This window comes from Gordonia westfalica, from assembly GCF_900105725.1.
Lineage (GTDB): Bacteria > Actinomycetota > Actinomycetes > Mycobacteriales > Mycobacteriaceae > Gordonia > Gordonia westfalica.
In genome coordinates this window covers 614613-633252 of sequence record NZ_FNLM01000034.1, presented here as the reverse complement: position 1 = coordinate 633252, position 18640 = coordinate 614613, and the positions used below count along the sequence as shown (strand labels likewise).

General features: G+C 70.1%; 13 protein-coding genes. 10 read left to right on the top strand and 3 right to left on the bottom strand.

What is annotated here, in order from left to right; all coding sequences use genetic code 11:
• Nucleotides 1–99: 99 nt before the first annotated feature.
• Nucleotides 100–846, top strand: a complete 747-nt coding sequence (locus tag BLU62_RS08205) for an MBL fold metallo-hydrolase (RefSeq protein WP_074849066.1) — start codon at nt 100–102, stop codon at nt 844–846.
• Nucleotides 843–2108, top strand: coding sequence for a histidine--tRNA ligase (hisS, locus tag BLU62_RS08200; RefSeq protein ID WP_074849065.1), 1266 nt, complete (start codon nt 843–845; stop codon nt 2106–2108). The genes BLU62_RS08205 and hisS overlap by 4 nt, the downstream gene beginning before the upstream one ends.
• Before the next feature lie 17 nt (nt 2109–2125).
• Here the strand turns inward: hisS and BLU62_RS08195 are convergent, their stop codons facing one another.
• On the bottom strand, nt 2126–2758 hold the full coding sequence (locus BLU62_RS08195; protein WP_342028601.1) for a TetR/AcrR family transcriptional regulator: 633 nt from the start codon (nt 2756–2758) through the stop codon (nt 2126–2128).
• 34 nt (nt 2759–2792) lie between these two features.
• Between BLU62_RS08195 and BLU62_RS08190 the strand changes: the two genes are divergently transcribed.
• Together BLU62_RS08190 and BLU62_RS08185 are read left to right on the top strand one after the other, a co-directional pair.
• Nucleotides 2793–3359 carry a hypothetical protein gene (locus BLU62_RS08190; RefSeq protein ID WP_244278094.1) on the top strand — a complete coding sequence of 189 codons (567 nt, stop codon included), beginning with the start codon at nt 2793–2795 and terminating at the stop codon, nt 3357–3359.
• Nucleotides 3356–3910 carry an SDR family NAD(P)-dependent oxidoreductase gene (locus BLU62_RS08185; RefSeq protein WP_074849063.1) on the top strand — a complete coding sequence of 185 codons (555 nt, stop codon included), beginning with the start codon at nt 3356–3358 and terminating at the stop codon, nt 3908–3910. The genes BLU62_RS08190 and BLU62_RS08185 overlap by 4 nt, the downstream gene beginning before the upstream one ends.
• A gap of 3 nt (nt 3911–3913) precedes the next feature.
• Here BLU62_RS08185 and BLU62_RS08180 read toward each other — a convergent pair whose 3' ends face one another.
• Together BLU62_RS08180 and ypfJ are read right to left on the bottom strand one after the other, a co-directional pair.
• The gene (locus tag BLU62_RS08180) at nt 3914–5590 is read right to left on the bottom strand and encodes a DUF885 domain-containing protein (RefSeq protein ID WP_074849062.1); all 1677 of its coding nucleotides are present in this window, start codon (nt 5588–5590) and stop codon (nt 3914–3916) included.
• Between the two features lie 13 nt (nt 5591–5603).
• Nucleotides 5604–6461 (bottom strand): KPN_02809 family neutral zinc metallopeptidase, encoded by an 858-nt coding sequence (gene ypfJ / locus BLU62_RS08175; RefSeq protein ID WP_074852766.1) that lies wholly within the window; start codon nt 6459–6461, stop codon nt 5604–5606.
• Nucleotides 6462–6655: 194 nt separating this feature from the next.
• On the opposite strand from ypfJ, the gene aspS reads away from it, so the two are divergent.
• The 6 genes from aspS (at nt 6656) to BLU62_RS08145 (ending at nt 18632) form a co-directional block, all read left to right on the top strand.
• On the top strand, nt 6656–8488 hold the full coding sequence (gene aspS, locus BLU62_RS08170) for an aspartate--tRNA ligase (protein WP_074849061.1): 1833 nt from the start codon (nt 6656–6658) through the stop codon (nt 8486–8488).
• A 158-nt stretch (nt 8489–8646) separates the two neighbouring features.
• Nucleotides 8647–12180, top strand: a complete 3534-nt coding sequence (locus tag BLU62_RS08165) for a transglutaminase family protein (RefSeq protein ID WP_074849060.1) — start codon at nt 8647–8649, stop codon at nt 12178–12180.
• A complete protein-coding gene (locus BLU62_RS08160; protein WP_074849059.1) occupies nt 12177–14933 on the top strand; it encodes a circularly permuted type 2 ATP-grasp protein in 2757 nt (918 codons plus the stop codon). The genes BLU62_RS08165 and BLU62_RS08160 overlap by 4 nt, the downstream gene beginning before the upstream one ends.
• A complete protein-coding gene (locus tag BLU62_RS08155; RefSeq protein WP_084811761.1) occupies nt 14930–15835 on the top strand; it encodes a transglutaminase family protein in 906 nt (301 codons plus the stop codon). Before BLU62_RS08160 ends, BLU62_RS08155 begins: the two co-directional genes overlap by 4 nt.
• 183 nt (nt 15836–16018) lie before the next feature.
• A complete protein-coding gene (locus BLU62_RS08150) occupies nt 16019–17251 on the top strand; it encodes a phosphotransferase (protein WP_074849058.1) in 1233 nt (410 codons plus the stop codon).
• 7 nt (nt 17252–17258) lie between these two features.
• A complete protein-coding gene (locus tag BLU62_RS08145) occupies nt 17259–18632 on the top strand; it encodes a replication-associated recombination protein A (protein ID WP_074849057.1) in 1374 nt (457 codons plus the stop codon).
• Nucleotides 18633–18640: the final 8 nt, after the last annotated feature.

The following is an 18640-nucleotide window of genomic DNA, read 5'->3' as shown; positions in this document are numbered from 1 at the left end:
GGCGTCGCGGAAGGGGATTCGACGGCGAGGAGAACCGCCTGTCGGCCGCCGTGGGCAGCTAGGACACAATAGAGGGACCCGCAACCCCTGAGGAGTGCCATGCTGATCACCGGATTCCCCGCCGGCATGTTTCAGACGAACTGCTACCTCGTGGCGGCCGAAGCGGGGTCGGATGCGGTGATCATCGACCCGGGCCAGGACGCCGCGCCGCGCGTGCGTGAGTTGCTCGCCGAGAACGACCTCACCCCGGTCGCCGTCCTGCTGACCCACGGCCATCTGGACCACACCTGGAACGCCACGGAGCTGTGCGACGAGTACTCCATCCCCGCCTACATCCATGCCGCCGACCGGCCCATGCTGACCGACCCCGGCCTCGGGATCGGGCGCGCGCTCGGCGCGATGATCGGCGACGAGAAGTTCCGCGAGCCGGAGAAGGTCGTCGAGTTCGGCGACGGTGAGGCGGTCGAGCTCGGCGGCATGCACTTCTCGGTGGACCTCGCCCCCGGCCACACCCAGGGCTCGGTGCTGCTGGGCATCGAGGTGACCGTGCCGGCCGACGCCGGGCAGCCGCCGCAGACCGTCCCGGTGTGCTTCTCCGGCGACGTCCTGTTCGCCGGGTCCATCGGTCGGACCGACCTGCCCGGCGGCAACCACCAGCAGCTGCTCGACTCCATCGCCGCGAAGCTCCTGCCGCTTCCCGACGACACCCTGGTGCTGCCCGGACACGGGCCGCAGACCACCATCGCGCAGGAACGCGCGGCCAACCTCTTCCTGGTCGACCTGCGGGCACCGGGAACCGACACCACCATCGCGACCGATCGACCGAAGGGACGTCACGGACTGTGAGCGGAGCATTTCAGGCACCCCGGGGTATCCCGGACTACTTTCCGCCGAACTCGGCGGATTTCCGGAAGGTGCGGGACACGCTCACCGACGCCGCGCGTCGTGCGGGATACGGGCACATCGAGCTGCCCATCTTCGAGGACACGGCACTGTTCGCCCGCGGCGTCGGCGAGTCGACCGACGTCGTCAGCAAGGAGATGTACACCTTCAACGACCGCGGTGACCGGTCGGTGACGCTGCGCCCCGAGGGCACCGCGGGTGTGGTGCGCGCGGTCATCCAGCACGGGCTCGACCGCGGACAGCTGCCGGTCAAGGTCTGCTACGCGGGTCCCTTCTTCCGCTACGAGAAGCCGCAGACCGGTCGCTACCGCCAGCTGCAGCAGGTGGGCGTCGAGGCCATCGGCGTCGACGACCCGGCACTCGACGCCGAGGTCGTGGCCGTGGCCGACGAGGGCTACAAGCGACTCGGACTGTCCGGCTACCGCCTCGAGATCACCTCACTCGGCGACGACGAGAGCCGCCCGCGCTACCGGGAGGCGTTGCAGGAGTTCCTCTTCGCGCTCGACCTCGACGAGGCGACCCGCAAGCGCGCCGAGATCAACCCGCTGCGCGTGCTCGACGACAAGCGCCCGGAGATCAAAGAGGCGACCGCGAACGCGCCGCTGCTCATCGACTACCTGTCCGACGACGCGAAGGCGCATTTCGACCTGGTGCTGGCCAACCTGGACCGGCTCGGGGTGGCCTACGAGATCAACCCTCGACTCGTGCGTGGCCTCGACTACTACACCAAGACCACCTTCGAGTTCGTCCACGACGGTCTCGGCGCGCAGTCGGGCATCGGCGGCGGCGGACGCTACGACGGCCTGATGCGCCAGCTGGGCGCCAAGCAGGACCTCTCGGGCATCGGCTTCGGCATCGGTGTCGACCGCACGATGCTGGCCCTCGAGGCCGAGGGAGTCGCCGGGACCCAGGCGGCGCGCTGTCAGGTCTTCGGCGTGCCGCTCGGTGCGGATGCCAAGGCCGAACTCGTGGGCGTCGCAGGCGCATTGCGCGCCGCGGGAGTCAGCGTCGACCTCGCCTACGGCGACCGCGGGCTCAAGGGCGCGATGAAGGCCGCAGACCGGTCCGGCGCGCGGCTGGCGCTGGTGCTCGGCGAGAACGAACTCGCGCAGCGTCGTATCGAGGTCAAGGACCTCGGCAACGGCGAACAGCAGCAGGTCTCTCTCGACGACGTCGTCGCCGAGGTCACGCGCCTCATGGACTGAGTCGCGAGCGCGCGAGATCACTCGCGGACGCCCCGATGCCGAGCCATAGTTCGGCGAGGTCGTCCGCGAGTTGCTCCCGGCTGACCGGGAGGGTGCCCTCGGCCCAGGAGAGGATCGCCTGGGGCCGTGCCGCCGATGACGAAGGCCGGTGCCGTGTGGGCCAGGGAATCGGCTTCCAGTTCGACGCCGTGGATCGTCCGCGCGTGGTCGACGAGGATCGCGGTGAGACCGGCCATCGCGTCGGTTCGCCGGGTGAGCGCGGCAGGTGTCCCGGCCGCGCCGCCCAACAGGATTCGCGCCTTGCGACGATCGGTGCCGAGAACGCCGATGATCGCGTCGACCGCATTGCGGGCCTGCACGTCGAGGGGGGCGTCCGGCGACGCCAGGTACGCGCCGATCGCCGACTCGGCGACCTCGGTCGAGATGGTGTCGATCACCGCGTCCGCGAGGGTGTCGAGATCGGGGAAGCTCTCGTAGAAGTAGCGCTTGTTGAGTCCGGCGTCGGCGCAGACGCCGGCCACGGTCGCCGCCCGCCACCGTCCCTCGCTCATGAGGGTCGACGCGACGTCGACGAGCGCGGTCCGCCGGCGCGCGGACCTGTCCGCGGCGGACTCGCCGCCGTAGCTGCGCTCGGTGCTCGTCGAACTCACCGGCCCATCCTTCCATCCGCGACGTATCGCGCGGATGGAGACATGGAATTACCTGCGAGAGTTGGGCTCTCGTCAGGATCGCGAGGCGTTGGCACTGTTGTTCGGTGAGGGCGATGAGCCCGAAGGGCTCGACGGCAAACTCGAGGGCCAGATCGTCGGCAAGCTGTTCGGTATACCCGAGGCCGCGCTGGCCAATCCGCTGATGAAGATCGACCCGACGTGGCGCGGCAAGTCCTTCGACTCACGCGCGGGTACGGGACTGAACCGGTTGTCGCCGATCGCGGCGGTGGTCATGCCGATCATCACCGCGGGCTACCTCGGTTTGCGTCACGTCGACGGGGAGATGGAGGGCTTCCACTTCGAGCACGCCCCGGACATCGGGCTGATCGAGCCGCGAGTCCGCGTGCGGGCACTCGACTACGGGGTCCCGAAGTACAACAACCCGGGAGTGCGCACGTTCCCGATCCGCAAGACCCGCGACGAGATCGTCGAACTGACCCCGGGGGTGTATCTCGGTCGTGCCCTGCTGTTCACCTCGGACGGCGATGTGCGCCTGATCGCCTACTTCGCGTTGCGTCAGCCGGTGGGCAGCCCGCTGTGATCGCGCTACAGGGGGCGCGCGTCTGTGTGACCAGCGGCGCCCGCGGGATCGGTGCGGCGACCGCGGCGGCCCTGGTCGAACGCGGGGCGATCGTGTGGATCGGCGACCGCGACCTGGCCGCGGCCACCGCGACCGCCGACCGGCTCGGCCACCGGGCGCACGCTCATCACCTCGATGTCACCGATGTGGAGTCCTTCTCCGCGTTCATCGACGCCGCCTCGGCGCGCGGACCGATCGACATGCTGGTCAACAATGCGGGTATCCAGCACATGGGACGCCTGGTCGACCAGGACCTCGACGCCTTGCAGCGGGAACTGGACATCAATCTCGGTGCAGTCCTGACCGGGACCCGCCTCGTTCTCCCCGGGATGATCGAGCACGGGCGCGGCGAGGTCACCGTGCCGCGGTATCTCGCCGGCATGGGAATCCTCGAGGAGCTCATCCCGTCACCGATCATGTGGTGGCTCAAGCGATTCGTCGGGGGAGCCGACTACGGGGCCTTCGACCCGGCGCAACGCAGGGACTACCTCGACCGCAGCCGCGCGTCGTAGAGGTCAGGCGTCGGGACCGGTCATCTCCTCGGCCAGCACATCCAGCGACACCCCGCCCAAGGCCAGTGCACGCGTGTGGAAGTCCTTGAGAGTCCACTCCGGGTGGGCGTTCAGGGCGGCATGCCGCGTCTGTTCCCAGACCCGTTGCCCCAGTGCGTACGACGGCGCCTGACCGGGCCAGCCGAGGTAGCGGTCGAGTTCGAAGTGCAGCACCGAGTGATCCATGGCCACCGAGGCGGTCAGGAACTCCCAGGCCTTCTCGGCATCCCAGATCCCGCCGCCGAGCGACTCCGGAGCGGGAAGCCGGCAGTGCACGCCGATGTCGACGACGACCCTCGCCGCGCGCAGCCGCTGGGAATCGAGCATGCCCATGCGATCGCCCGGGTCCTCGAGCCAGCCGAGTTCGTCCATCAGCCGCTCGGCGTAGAGCGCCCAGCCCTCGCCGTGCCCGGAGGTGAACGACGCCAGCTTGCGCCAGGCGTTGAGGTCGGGATCGACGATGGCCGAACCGAGTTGGAGGTGATGGCCGGGGACGCCCTCGTGGTAGACGGTCGTCTTCTCCTGCCACGTGTGGAAGACGGTCTGGTCGTCGGGGACGGCCCACCACATGCGGCCAGGCCGGGACAGGTCGGCGGTCGGCTGGGTGTAGTAGATGATCCCGGTCGACGACGGCGCGAGGCGGCATTCGAGGCGGGACAGCCGTTCCGGGATGTCGAAGTGCCGGCCGGCGAGTCCGGCGACGGCGGCGTCGGACGTCTCCTGCATCCAGTCGACGAACTCGTGGCGATCGTGGATCTGGTACTGCGGCTGCCGATCCAGCCAGGCGAGCGTCTCGGCGACCCCACGGCCCGGGAGGAGTTCCTCGGCGATCTCGTGCTGCTCGGCGACGATCTGCTCGAGCCGCGTCATCGCCCAGGCGTACGCGTCGTCGGGATCGGCGTCGGCGCCCAGATACGCCGGCAGATGCAGCAGGTAACGGTCGCGGCCGACCGCGTCGTCCTCGACCGAGGCGGGGAGCACCTCGGTCTCGAGGTAGTTGGCGAACGTTCCGAACGAGGTCCGGGCGGCGTCGAGGGCGGTGCCGAGAGTTCCGGCCAGAGCCGGGTCGTCGGCGATCGCCCCGGTGTTGTCGGCGATCGCGTCGGTGGCCGAATCGGCCTGCCGGACCACCGCCGCCACCTGTCGCCGCGCGAGCGGGGGACCGTGGCGGAGTCGATGTGCCAGACCCTCGACGGCGCGGTTCAGCGCGGCCGGGATCGCGGTGAGACGGGCGAGGAACACCTCCCGGTCCGACCGGGTGTCGGTGGGCATCAGATCGAAGATGTCCCGCACGGCCTGTAGCGGCGACGCGATGACGTTGCACTCGCCGATGTGCTCACCGGCGTCGGCGAGCGCGAGTTCCCGCCGCAGCGACGCGGTCATCGTCGCGACGGTCACCCGGTCGATGGCGTCGGCGACGGGCGCGTCGGCGAGCGCGGCCAGAGTGTCTGCGGCGACCGCGGCACGTTCGGCGCACGCCTGGGCGGAGAAGTCGGTCAGGGCGTCGTCGTGGCCGCCGTGTCCGATCTCGGTACCCAGCAACGGGTCCAGCTCACACATCCGGTCGAGGTGGGCCTCGGCGATCGCATCGACCTCGGTGCGTCGGCGAGGGCTCGTGGGGACCGCGGCGGTGGGGGGCATCGTGAGATCGGCCTCAGAGGTCGTTGGTGGCGAAGGTGTCGCACCGGTTCGGGTCGCCGGACCGGTAGCCGATGCCGAACCACCGGGCACGCTGCGTGGCCGACCCGTGCGTCCAGCCCTCCGGGTTGGAGCCCGGGCCCTGGATGGTGTCGTCGCCGATGGCCTTCGCGGTCTGGATGACCGTCGCGATCTGCTGCTCGGAGATGGGCGCGAGCAGCGCGTCGGGACCGTTGTCGGCGTGGTTGGCCCACACGCCGGCGAGGCAGTCGGCCTGCAACTCCACGCGCACCGAACCCGACCGCGGTCCCTGCGAACCCATCCGTTGTCCCTTGGCCAGGGCGCCGGTCAGGTTCTGGATGTGGTGGCCGTACTCGTGGGCCACCACGTACTCCTGGGCGAGCGGCCCGTCGCTTCCGCCCATGCGGCGCAGCTGGGTGAAGAAGGACGGATCGAAGTACGCGGTGCGGTCGGCGGGGCAGTAGAAGGGCCCGGTCGCGGCGCTGGCCGCGCCGCAGCCGGTGTTGACCGAGTCCGCGAAGATGACGGTCTTCGGCGGCTGATAGCCCCGCATGAGATCGGACCACACGTCGTCGAGGCTGACGGTCGTCGCCTTGATGCGGCAGATGGTGTTCTCGTTCGCCATCTCGTAGGTGCAGGAGTCGAGCTGCTGCTGGATCTCGGCCGCCGCCGACGACGTGCCCTGCTGAGGGGCCTCGCTGCCGAGCAGCTCGCCGGGGTTCACGCCGAACAGCAGGGCGACGATCGTGATGAGCAATCCCGCGCCACCACCGAGTGCGATCCGGCCGGCGCCACCGCCGCCGCCACCGGAGACGTTGCCGGTGTCGATCGATCCGCTGCCTTGAAATGTCACGCGGATCATTCTGGCACGATGCGGTGCCCGGATCGGACATCTCGGGGTGGCCGGGTGCAGGACGACGACGCCGATGCGGCACGATGGTTACCTGGCCTGCGTTTCCGCCGGCCACGAACAAGTCGACACAAACAACGCCTCTTCACGCCGCCCGTCACGCCGGGCCGGCCGCACGACGTTGGGAAGGACTCTCAGTGCTCCGCACGCATTCCGCAGGCTCGCTGCGCCGCGCCGACGCGTCGCAGACCGTCACCGTCGCCGGATGGGTCGCTCGCCGACGCGACCACGGTGGTGTGGTGTTCATCGACCTGCGCGACTCCACCGGACTCGTCCAGGTGGTGTTCCGCGAGGAGTCGGTGGCGACGGCCGCCCACCGCCTGCGCGCCGAGTACTGCGTCGCGGTGACCGGTGTCGTCGAGGTTCGTCCCGAGGGCAGCGAGAACCCCAACCTGAGCTCCGGCGAGATCGAGATCAACGCCGTCGAACTCGAGGTGCTCAACGAGTCCGCGCCGCTGCCGTTCCAGCTCGACGAGTCGCCGGGCGAGGAGGCGCGACTGCGCCACCGCTACCTCGACCTCCGTCGCGAGGGACCCAGCGCCGCTCTGCGCCTGCGGTCGAAGGCCAACGCCGCCGCCCGCGGTGTCCTCGCCGCACGCGACTTCGTCGAGATCGAGACCCCGACGCTCACCCGCTCGACGCCCGAGGGCGCCCGCGACTTCCTGGTTCCCGCGCGGCTGCAGCCCGGCACCTTCTACGCCCTGCCGCAGAGCCCGCAGCTGTTCAAGCAGCTGCTGATGGTCGCAGGCATGGAGCGCTACTACCAGATCGCGCGCTGCTACCGCGACGAGGATTTCCGCGCCGACCGGCAGCCCGAGTTCACCCAGCTCGACATCGAGATGAGCTTCGTCGACCAGGACGACGTCATCGCGGTCGCCGAGGAGATCCTGGTCGCGCTGTGGAAGCTCATCGGCGTCGAGATCTCGACCCCGATCCCGCGTATGACCTACGCCGACGCGATGCGCCGCTATGGCTCGGACAAGCCGGATCTGCGCTTCGGCATCGAACTCGTCGAATGCGCCGAGTACTTCGCGAACACCCCGTTCCGCGTGTTCCAGGCCCCGTACGTCGGCGCCGTCGTCATGCCCGGCGGTGCCTCGCAGCCGCGGCGCCAGCTCGACGCCTGGCAGGAATGGGCCAAGCAGCGCGGGGCCCGCGGCCTCGCGTACGTGCTCATCGGCGAGGACGGCACGCTGTCCGGTCCGGTCGCCAAGAACCTGTCCGAGGAGGAGCGCGCCGGGCTCGCCGCCCATGTCGGTGCACAGCCGGGTGACTGCGTCTTCTTCGGTGCGGGCGAGGTCAAGTCGACCCGCGCGCTGCTCGGTGCGGCCCGCGGCGAGATCGCCTCGAAGCTCGGCCTGATCAAGCCCGACGACTGGGCGTTCGTGTGGGTCGTCGACGCGCCGATGTTCGAGCCGACCGCCGACGCGACCGCGTCCGGCGACGTCGCACTCGGTCACTCGGCCTGGACCGCCGTGCATCACGCGTTCACCTCGCCCAAGCCGGAATCGATCGAGAAGCTCGACACCGACCCCGGTGCCGCGTTGGCCTACGCCTACGACATCGTCTGCAACGGCAACGAGATCGGCGGCGGCTCGATCCGTATCCATCAGCGCGACGTGCAGGAGCGCGTCTTCGAGATCATGGGCATCGGCCACGACGAGGCGCAGGAGAAGTTCGGCTTCCTCCTCGACGCTTTCGCCTACGGCGCCCCGCCGCACGGCGGTATCGCCTTCGGCTGGGACCGCATCACCGCGCTGCTCGCCGGGGAGTCCTCCATCCGCGAGGTCATCGCCTTCCCCAAGTCCGGCGGCGGCGTCGACCCGCTGACCGACGCGCCCGCGGCGATCACCCCGCAGCAGCGCAAGGAGTCGGGCATCGACGCCAAGCCGGTACCGCGCGGCGGTGCCGAGCAGGCCGAGGGCGCGCCGGAGAAGCCTGCGGCAGACAAGGCGGCAGCCGAGAAGTAGTTCCCGGCACGTAGTTCTCCAGAGCAACGAAAAGCGGTGGCCGAGCGTGAGTTCGGCCACCGCTTTCGCGTCCGCCCGGTTGCCACCGAGCGGGCATCGCCCACCTGTGATGAGATTTCCCCCATGGTTGCGAGGACGGGAACTCCGGAGGTGCGTCGGTGACGATCAAGGTGGCCCTCGAACACCGGACGAGCTACTCCTTCGATCGCCCGACGAAGATCTACCCGCACGTCGTCCGGCTGCGCCCGGCACCGCATTCCCGGACACCGATCGAGGCGTACTCGCTGAAGGTCGAGCCCGGTGACCACTTCCTCAACTGGCAGCAGGACGCATTCAGCAACTATCTTGCGCGGCTGGTGTTCCCGGAGCCGTCGACCTCGCTGAGCATCACCGTCAGCCTCGTCGCCGACCTCACCGCGATCAACCCCTTCGACTTCTTCATCGAGGACTGGGCCGAGCACTACGGGTTCGAGTACCCGGAGGAGTTGCGCCGCGACCTCGAGATCTTCCTCCGCCCGGTGGGCGTCGGCGAGGGCGAATTCGCCGGGGCGCCGGTCCATCCGGCGGTCGCCGCGTTCGCCGCCGCGAACAAGCCGGTCGGCCGGACGCGCGTCATCGACTTCCTGGTGTCGTTGAACGCCGCCGTGCGCGAGGCGATCGGCTACACCGTGCGCCTCGAGGCCGGAGTGCAGACGCCGGAGTACACGCTGTCGAGTGCGATCGGTTCGTGCCGCGACTCGGCCTGGCTGCTCGTGGCCCTGCTGCGCGAACTCGGCCTGGCGGCGCGGTTCGTCTCCGGCTATCTCGTGCAGCTCACCTCCGACATCAAGTCCCTCGACGGACCGTCGGGCCCCGACGCGGACTTCACCGACCTGCATGCCTGGACCGAGGTGTACCTGCCGGGTGCCGGCTGGGTCGGGATGGACCCGACCTCCGGGCTGTTCGCCGGGGAGGGACACATCCCGCTCGCGGCGACGCCGCATCCGGTGGGTGCCGCGCCGATCACCGGCTCGACCGGTCCCTGCCACGCGACGCTCGACTTCTCCAACACCGTCACGCGATTCCACGAGGACCCCCGGGTCACCCTGCCGTACACGCCCGAGCAGTGGGACCGCGTCGTCGACCTCGGTGCGTCCGTGGACGAACGCATGGAGCGCAACGACGTCCGCCTGACGATGGGCGGCGAACCGACCTTCGTCTCCATCGACAACCAGACGGCCCCCGAGTGGAACACCGCCGCCGACGGACCGCACAAGCGGCTTCTGGCGTCGCGACTCGCGGAACGACTCAAGAGGGCCTATGCCCCGCACGGTCTGGTCCAGCGCAGCCAGGGCAAGTGGTATCCCGGAGAGCCGTTGCCGCGCTGGCAGATGGAGATCATGTGGCGCGCCGACGGCGAGCCGATCTGGCGCGACCCGGACCTGCTCGCCGACCCGTGGTCGACACCCGAACAGTGCGCTGCCGCCATCGAGACCGAGACCCACGGCGCCGCCCCGGACGCGACCGCCGGTGGAGAAGCGGCCCGGGCAGAACCGGCCCAGAAACTGCTGGCCGCCTTCGCGGCGAACCTCGGACTGCCCACCGAACAGGTCATGCCCGCCTACGAGGACCCGCTCGTGCGGATGCGTGAACTGGCCACCATGCCGCCCGGGGACCCCGGTGACGATCCGACCCTGCCCACCGCCCGGCGGTTCGCCCAGGCGGAATTCGACGTCGACCTGGAAACCCTGGAGGACGGCGACGAGGAAGAACTGGCCCCCGCAAAGGATTCGGTGGCACGACGCCGCTCCCTGCTGGCGCGCCTCGACGCCGCGGTCACCGATCCCGGCGCCTACGTCCTGCCGCTGAACCGGTCCGAGGACCGGACCGCCTGGCAGAGCGCGGTGTGGTCCACCCGACGCGGCCGGATCGTTCTCACCCCGGGTACCTCACCCGCGGGTCTGCGCCTGCCGCTGAACTCGTTGTCCTGGGGTCCGGCGCCGGCCATGTTCGAGGCGGACCCGACGGCGCGTCACGACCCGTTGCCCGCCGACCCGGCGGCGGCACTGGGGCACACCGTGCGCGACGTCGACCCCGACCAGTTCCTGCCACGCACCGCGCTCGTCGCCGAGGTCCGCGACGGCGTGACGTACGTGTTCATGCCGCCGACGTCGACGGGTGAGGAGTTCCTCGCCCTCGTCGAACTCGTGGAGGGCGCCGCCGCGGCGACCGCGACCCCGGTCGTGATCGAAGGCTATGGGCCGCCGTCGGATCCGCGTCTGACGTCGCTGTCGGTGACCCCCGACCCGGGCGTCATCGAGGTCAACATCCAGCCGACGGCGAGCTTCGCCGAACAGTCCGAACTGCTCGAATCGCTCTACGACCACGCCCGCCATGTGCGGCTCGGCACCGAGAGCTTCGACCTCGACGGCAGTCACGGCGGCACCGGCGGCGGCAACCACATCACCCTCGGCGGTACGACGCCCGCCGACTCGCCGATGCTGCGCCGCCCCGATCTGCTGGCGTCGATGCTGACCTACTGGCAGCGCCACCCGTCGCTGTCGTACCTGTTCTCCGGCCGCTTCATCGGCACCACCTCGCAGGCGCCGCGTGTCGACGAGGGCCGGGAATCGGCGCTCTACGAACTCGAGATCGCACTCGCCGAGATCGACCGGCTCGCCGCCAAGGTCGCCGACCCGCGTGGCACCGGCCCCAAGGGGGCCCACAGTGCCGACGAGCCCGATACGAACGCGCCCAATCCCTGGGTCACCGACCGCGCGTTGCGGCATCTGTTGACCGACATCACCGGCAACACCCACCGCGCGGAGTTCTGCATCGACAAGCTCTACAGCCCCGACTCGGTACGCGGCCGACTCGGCCTGCTCGAACTGCGGGCGTTCGAGATGCCGCCGCACCACCGGATGGCGATGGTGCAGTCACTGCTGGTGCGCAGCCTGGTGTCGTGGTTCTGGGAGAAGCCGTACCGCGCCCGGCTCATCCGCCACGGCGGCGACCTGCACGGCAAACATCTGTTGCCGCACTACGTCATCGAGGACATCGCCCTGGTCGCGGAGGAGCTCCGCGAGGCCGGCTATCCGTTCGAGACCGCCTGGCTCGATCCGTTCACCGAGTTCCGGTTCCCGCGGCTCGGCACCGTCCAGATCCGCGATCAGGAAGTCGAACTGCGCGGCGCCATCGAACCGTGGAACACGCTGGGGGAGGAGTCGACCGGAACCGGCACCGCCCGCTACGTCGACTCCTCGGTCGAACGGGTCCAGGTTCGGGTCCTCGGTGGAGAGGACGACCGATACCTGTTGACCTGCAACGGTTTCCCGATCCCGCTGCGGTCCACCGGCCGCACCGGCGAGCGGGTCGCCGGCATCCGGTTCCGGGCCTGGCAGCCGCCGAGCGCGCTGCATCCGTCGATCAGCATCGACACCCCGCTGACCTTCGACCTCGTCGACACGGTGAACGGGCGTTCGGTGGGCGGTGCGACCTATCACGTCGTGCACCCGGGCGGTCGTGCCTACGATCGTCCGCCGGTGAACGCCGTGGAGGCCGAATCGCGTCGTAACGGCCGCTTCGAGGCGTCCGGCCACACCACCGGCACCGTCGACGTCGGACTGCTCCGGGAACGACAGGCCCGGCAGGCCATCGACTTCGGGGTCCCCGGTATCCTCGATCTACGGCGGGCACGTACAGTTCTCCGGTGACAACTTCGCCGGGCAACGCTTCTGCGGTGTTCGATGCATCCGCGGTTTTCGGCCGTTACCGTGACGAGGGTTACACGCTCTTCGATCTCGCCGGACCCGGAGATTCCGACCTCCCCTACGGGAGCCATCACGACGAGCTCCTCGACTCCGCCGGCATGGTCCGTCCCGCGTGGGAGGACATGGTGCGGCTGTATCAGCTGCGCGGAGACGCCCGGTTGCGCCAGTCCGCCGATCGCCTCGCCGCGGCCGTCCGTGACGACGGTGTGGTCTACAACGAGTTCGACGGTCAGGCCACGCAGACCCGCGACTGGGACATCGACGCGGTGCCGCTCATCGTCGACGGCGTCGAGTGGACCGAGCTGGAGAAGGCGATCACCCAGCGGTCGATGCTGCTCGATCTGCTGCTGCGTGATCTGTACCGCGACCAGAAGACCATCACCTCCGGTCTCGTGGCCCCCGAGATGGTGTTCGGGCACCCCGGTTACATCCGCAAGGCGGCACGTCTCGAGGTCGCCGGGCCGCACGCCCTGTTCCTGCACGCCGTCGACGTATCCCGTTCCACCGATGGACGATTCGTGGTCTACCGCGACCGCACCCAGGCGCCGTCGGGCATCGGCTTCTCGATCGTCGGGCGTCGCCTGCTGACCAAGACCTTCCCGCGGCTGTTCCAGGCCTGCGCGCCCCGTCCGGTGACCGGTTTCGCCGGGACGATGCGCCTGGCGCTCGCCGAATACGCCCCACCCGGGGTCGACGATCCGACGGTCGCGGTGTTCAGCCCGGGAAGCATGTCCGAGACGGCCTTCGACCAGGCCTACCTCGCGTCGGTGCTCGGCTACCCGCTGGTCGAGGGCGCCGACCTGACCGTGCGCGACGGCGCGGTCTACATGCGCTCGCTCGGTCGGTACAAGCGTGTCGACGTCCTGCTGCGCCGCGTCGACGCCGCCTATGCCGACCCGCTCGACCTGCGGACCGACTCCCAGCTCGGTGTCGCGGGTCTCGTGGAGGCCATCTCGCGCGGCAACGTGACGGTGCTGAACACGCTGGGTTCGGGTGTCCTCGAGAACCCCGCGCTGCACACCGTGCTCGAACGCCTCGCCCCGGTCCTGCTCGACGAGGAGCTCGCCCTCGGCTCGGTCACCACCTACTGGGCCGGAGATCCGTTGGAGCGCAGCAAGATCCAGAGCCGCATCGGTTCGCTGGTGCTCACCAACACCCGCACCGACGAAGAGTTCATCGGCCCGCTGCTCGACGCGCGGACCCGTGCCGAGGTCTCGGCGCGGATCGATTCGCAGACGTGGGCCTGGGTCGGGCGCGAACTCGACGCCTACTCGGTGGCGCCGACCATCACCGCCGGGACACGACCCGGACGACACACCACCGCACTGCGCGCCGCACCCGTGTCGGTGCGCGCGTTCAGCGTCGCCCAGGGTCCCACCTATGCCGTGATGCCGGGCGGTCTCGGCGCCGTCCTGGCCGACGGCGTCGAAGGGGCCGCCCACCACGTCGTGTCGGCCAAGGACGTGTGGGTCACCAGCACCGAGGTCGGCGGCCATGTGTCGCGCCGGTCGGAGACCCGCGCCGAACCGGCCGGCGAGGTCGCCGCGGAGGCGGGCGGGCCGGTGCCGCTCGAGTACTCGGAGGTCGCGGCCGCCGCGAGTCCCCGCGTGCTCGCCGACCTGTTCTGGCTCGGCCGCTACGCCGAGCGGACCGAACAGGTCACCCGCCTGGCGAAGGTCTCCCGTCAGCGTTACCAGGACTTCCAGTACCGCCCGTGGATGTCGGGGACCCCGGCGGTGCCGCTGCTGCTGCACACGGTCGCGACGATCACCGGAACCGACGGCTACCTCGAGACCGCGGACCTGCTGATGTCGGGTACCGACCGTCAGCCCTCGCCGGACCAGGTCAACGAGGCCATCGAGAAGATCGCCGACCTGACCGTCGCCCGCTCGATCCCGGGTTCGGTCGCCTACTCGTTCGACCGTCTGGTCGGTTCTGCCCGCGCGGTCCGCGACCAGATGTCGACCAGCACCTGGATGGTCCTGGCGCCCGTCGAACGTGTCGTCGCGAGCACCGCGCGCCTGGTCTCGCGGTCGCGGGCCGAATCCGGTTCCGCGGGCACCGAGGGGCTGGGGGATGCGGCCCTGGACCTCGGCCCCGACCTGGCGCGGGCGCACGAGGAGATCTTGCACGGCGTGCTCGCACTGACCGGTCTCCAGGCGGAGTCGATGGTCCACGACCCGGGCTGGATGTTCATGGACCTGGGCCGGCGGATCGAACGCGCGATCACCCTCGCCGACCTGACGCGCGCGATGTTCGCGCAGGCGCACGACACCGATGTCGAGCAGGCGTTGCTGGAGTCGTACCTGGCCGGCAACGAGTCGTCGGTCATCTACCGGCGCCGCAACCGCGGTCTGTACCGGTTCTCGAGCGTCGCCGAACTGCTGCTTTTCGACCCGACGAATCCGCGGTCGATGATCTTCCAGCTCGAGATGATGAGCCACGATCTGACGTCGGTCCCCGAATCGCTGCGTTCGGCCGGCGCGGAACGAGTGGTGCAGGACCTGATCGCCGAGCTGCGTCGGAGCGGGCCGGCCGACCTCGCCGCCGTCGACCCGCAGGGTCGTCGCGTCGAACTCGCCGACCTGATGACCGCGCTGCGCACCGGCGCCCGCGAGCTGTCCGACCTGCTGACCAGGACCCGGTTCGCCACGCCTCGCCAGGCGCAGCCGATCTGGGGCGGAGGTGAGATGTGAGCACCCGCGTCTACCGGGTCATGCACCGCACCCGCTACACCTACAACGACGACGTCTCCTCGTCGTACGGCCGCTGCTACCTCACCCCGCGCGACCTGCCGGGGCAACGGGTGCGGTCGACGTCGGTCGACATCGAACCCGAACCCGACGACCGGTCGACGGGCATCGATGTCTACGGGAACAACGACAGCTACTTCCACGTCCGCACCGCCCACCGGGAGCTGACCGTCACCGCGCGGTCGGTCGTCGAGGTCGACGGGGTCGACCAGGGCATGCTCATCGGCCCCGCGGCGCGCGCGCCCTGGGAGTCGGCACGCCCGGCGGTGGTCGAGGCGCGCGAGGCGGCGCTCGCCGCCGAGTTCGTCCTCGATCTCGACCCGCCGGAGATCACCGCGTCGGTCCGCGATTACGCGGCCGCCGTCTTCACCCCGGAGCGGCCGCTGATCGAGGCGGTCACCGACCTCACCACCAGGATCTTCACCGACTTCGCCTACCGTTCCGGTTCGACGGCCATCTCGACCAGGGTGGACACCGTGATGCAGCGGCGCGAGGGCGTGTGCCAGGACTTCGCCCGCGTCGCGATCGCCTGCCTGCGCTCGGTCGGACTCGCCGCCCGCTACGAGTCCGGCTATCTGGCGACCGACCCGCCGCCGGGCAAGGAGAAGATCTTCGGCGCCGACGCGAGCCATGCGTGGGCGGCGGTGTGGATGCCCGACGGCCGCTGGCTGGCGTTCGACCCGACCAACGACAAACTGGTCGACGAACGCCACGTCACACTCGCCTGGGGCCGTGACTACGACGACGTCCCGCCGCTGCGCGGCGTCATCTACACCGACTCGACGAAGAGCCACATCGACGTCTCGGTCGATGTGAGTCCGGTCGAACAAACGGGGGACACCTAGCCGTGCCACCCGCCGTTGGGTCCACCGCGGGCGCAACGCGGCACGATTTGTGAGCCGACCCGGGAAACCCCTGGGAGGCAGTGTAATCGGCGCACCTGAAGCGGGATTCACCATCAGCAAGTCGTACAGAACGATGAACACCGGTGTTGCGACACCGTTGCAACGGGTACCTTGGAATACGACATGACGGTCATTACTGAAAGCCGCATCACCAGCGTGGTGCGGGCGGCAGAGGCGCTGCTGTCACACCGCGCCGGTTCCTCCGTAGTCCTCGACGACCCCGAGGACCTCGGTGGTAGCGGGCGTACGACGGTGGTGCGGGTGAGGGTGGCGCAGAACCCCCTCAGCCTGGACCGTTCGCTGGTCATCAAGGTGCTGCCCGAGCACGAGAACCCGCAGGCCTTCCACCGCGAGATCGCCGCCTACAAGTACGCGACCGCGCTCCCGAGCGAGTCGCGGCCGGGTCCGCAGCTCATCGCCTCGGACCCGGATCTCCGCATCATGGTGCTCTCCGACCTCGGTCACGGCCGGTCCATGCTCGAGTTCCTCGACGGCACCGACCCGGTGGAGACCTCCCGCGCGGTGAGTGCCTGGGGACAGGCCCTGGGCCGCATGCACGCGGCGACCGTCGGCGGCGAGATCGACTTCCTGGCGCTGGTTCGCCGCGGTCCGTCGGGTACCGAGGGCCGCGACATCCTCCGTGACGAGGCCCGACGCTCGGTCGAGGCGCTCTCCGGACACGCCGTCGCGCTCGGGGTGCAGGTGCCGGCCCGGGTCATCGAGGCGCTCGAGACGGCCGCCGCCCTGTTCGACGACGGCGAGCATCGTGCCTTCAGTCCGTCGGACGTGGGTCCCGAGAACATCATGCTGAACGACGACGGCGTGCAGTTCATGGACTACGAGTGGGGCGGGTTCCGCGACGCCACGCTCGACATCGCCTACGCGGTGGTCACCATGACCGCGCAGCTGCCCGCGCGCGCCGCGGCCCGCGCCACCGATCTCGAGGTGTCGATGGTCGACGCCTGGCGGTCGGAGGTGAACCCGATCTGGCCGGCCCTCGCGCACGAGCGTGAGATGCAGCGCAAGGTGCTCGTCGCCCGGCTGCTGTGGGTGTGGCTGTCGACCGCCTGGATGCTGCCCGCCGACCCCGACCTGATCGACCCCGAGTTCGCGGACGCCGACGCGAGTATGGAGATGACCCCGTTCGACCCGGCACTCCAGAACTCCGCCGCGGGCGTCCCGGCCGAGAGTGCCGACGGTTTCACCCACGACTGGGCGCTGCACACCAATGATCCGCGGGTGCTCGTGTCCCGCTGGACCGATCTCGCCGCGGCCGCCGGTCGTGCCGGTGAGGACGAGATCGCCGACTTCGCCACTGCGACGGGTCTCGCGTTGCAGCGCATCTGGATGGCCTGATCGGCTCGTGGACGGATTGTTCGACCCGCCCGTGGATTCCCGGGCCGGAGCCGGTGGGCTGACGCGCGGCGCCGACGGTCTGACCGCGTCGCCCTCACCGACCGCACCCCTCGCGGTTCGGATGCGCCCGCAGACCCTCGACGAGATCGTCGGTCAGCAGCATCTGCTCGGCGACGGTTCGCCGCTGCGACGCCTGATCAGCGGGGTGGGCGCGGCGTCGGTGCTGCTCTACGGTCCGCCGGGAACCGGCAAGACGACGATGGCGTCGCTGATCGCGCGAGCGACCGGCGGCCGGTTCGAGGCGCTGTCGGCGCTGTCGGCGGGCGTCAAGGAGGTGCGCGCCGTCATCGACGTGGCGCGGCGCCGCCTCATCGAGGGGCAGCAGACCGTGCTGTTCATCGACGAGGTCCATCGGTTCTCCAAGACCCAGCAGGACGCGCTGCTCGATGCGGTGGAGAACCGGATCGTGCTGCTCGTGGCGGCGACCACCGAGAACCCGTCGTTCTCCGTCGTCGCGCCCCTGCTGTCGCGGTCGCTCGTGCTCCAGCTCCGATCGCTCACCGACGACGACATCCGTGAGGTGCTCACGCGGGCCGTCGCCGACCCGCGCGGCCTCGACGGGCAGGTCGAGGTGACCGACGCCGCGTACGACCATCTGGTGGCGGTCGCCGGCGGCGACGCCCGGCGGGCGCTGACGGCGCTCGAGGCCAGCGCCGACTCGACCACCCAGGTCGACCTCGCCGACGTCGAGACGGCCATCGACCGCGCCGCGGTGCGGTACGACCGCGACGGCGACCAGCACTACGACGTGACCAGCGCGTTCATCAAGTCGATCCGCGGTTCCGACGTCGACGCCGCCGTGCACTACCTGGCGCGGATGATAGCGGCGGGGGAGGACCCGCGGTTCATCGCCCGGCGTCTGATGATCCACGCCAGCGAGGACATCGGCATGGCCGATCCCACCGCGCTGCAGACCGCAGTCGCCGCCGCGCAGGTGGTCAACCTCGTCGGCATGCCGGAGGCGAAGCTGGCGCTGACCCAGGCGACCATCCATCTGGCGACCGCGCCGAAGTCGGCGGGCGTCGTGTCGGCGATCGGCGCCGCGCTGGCCGACGTCGAAGCGGGCAAGGCCCGGGCCGTACCCGCACACCTGCGCGACAGCCATTACGCGGGCGCCAAGAAACTCGGCAACGGCGTCGCCTACCGGTATCCGCACGACGACCCGGACGGGGTCGTGGCCCAGCAGTACCCGCCGGACGAGCTCGTCGGCGTCGACTACTACGAACCCACCGACCACGGGCTCGAACGGGAGATCGGGCCGCGTGTCGCCCGCCTGAGATCCATCGTCCGGGGTGCCGTCAAGCGCCGCCGATCCCGCTGATCGGGCCC

What these genes read in the sequence shown, in the direction of transcription:
- BLU62_RS08205 (WP_074849066.1), top strand. Translation starts at nt 100, where the DNA reads ATGCTGATCACCGGATTCCCCGCCGGCATGTTTCAGACGAACTGCTAC.
- BLU62_RS08150 (WP_074849058.1), top strand. Translation starts at nt 16,019, where the DNA reads ATGACGGTCATTACTGAAAGCCGCATCACCAGCGTGGTGCGGGCGGCA.
- BLU62_RS08180 (WP_074849062.1), bottom strand. Translation starts at nt 5,590, where the DNA reads ATGCCCCCCACCGCCGCGGTCCCCACGAGCCCTCGCCGACGCACCGAG.
- BLU62_RS08190 (WP_244278094.1), top strand. Translation starts at nt 2,793, where the DNA reads ATGGAGACATGGAATTACCTGCGAGAGTTGGGCTCTCGTCAGGATCGC.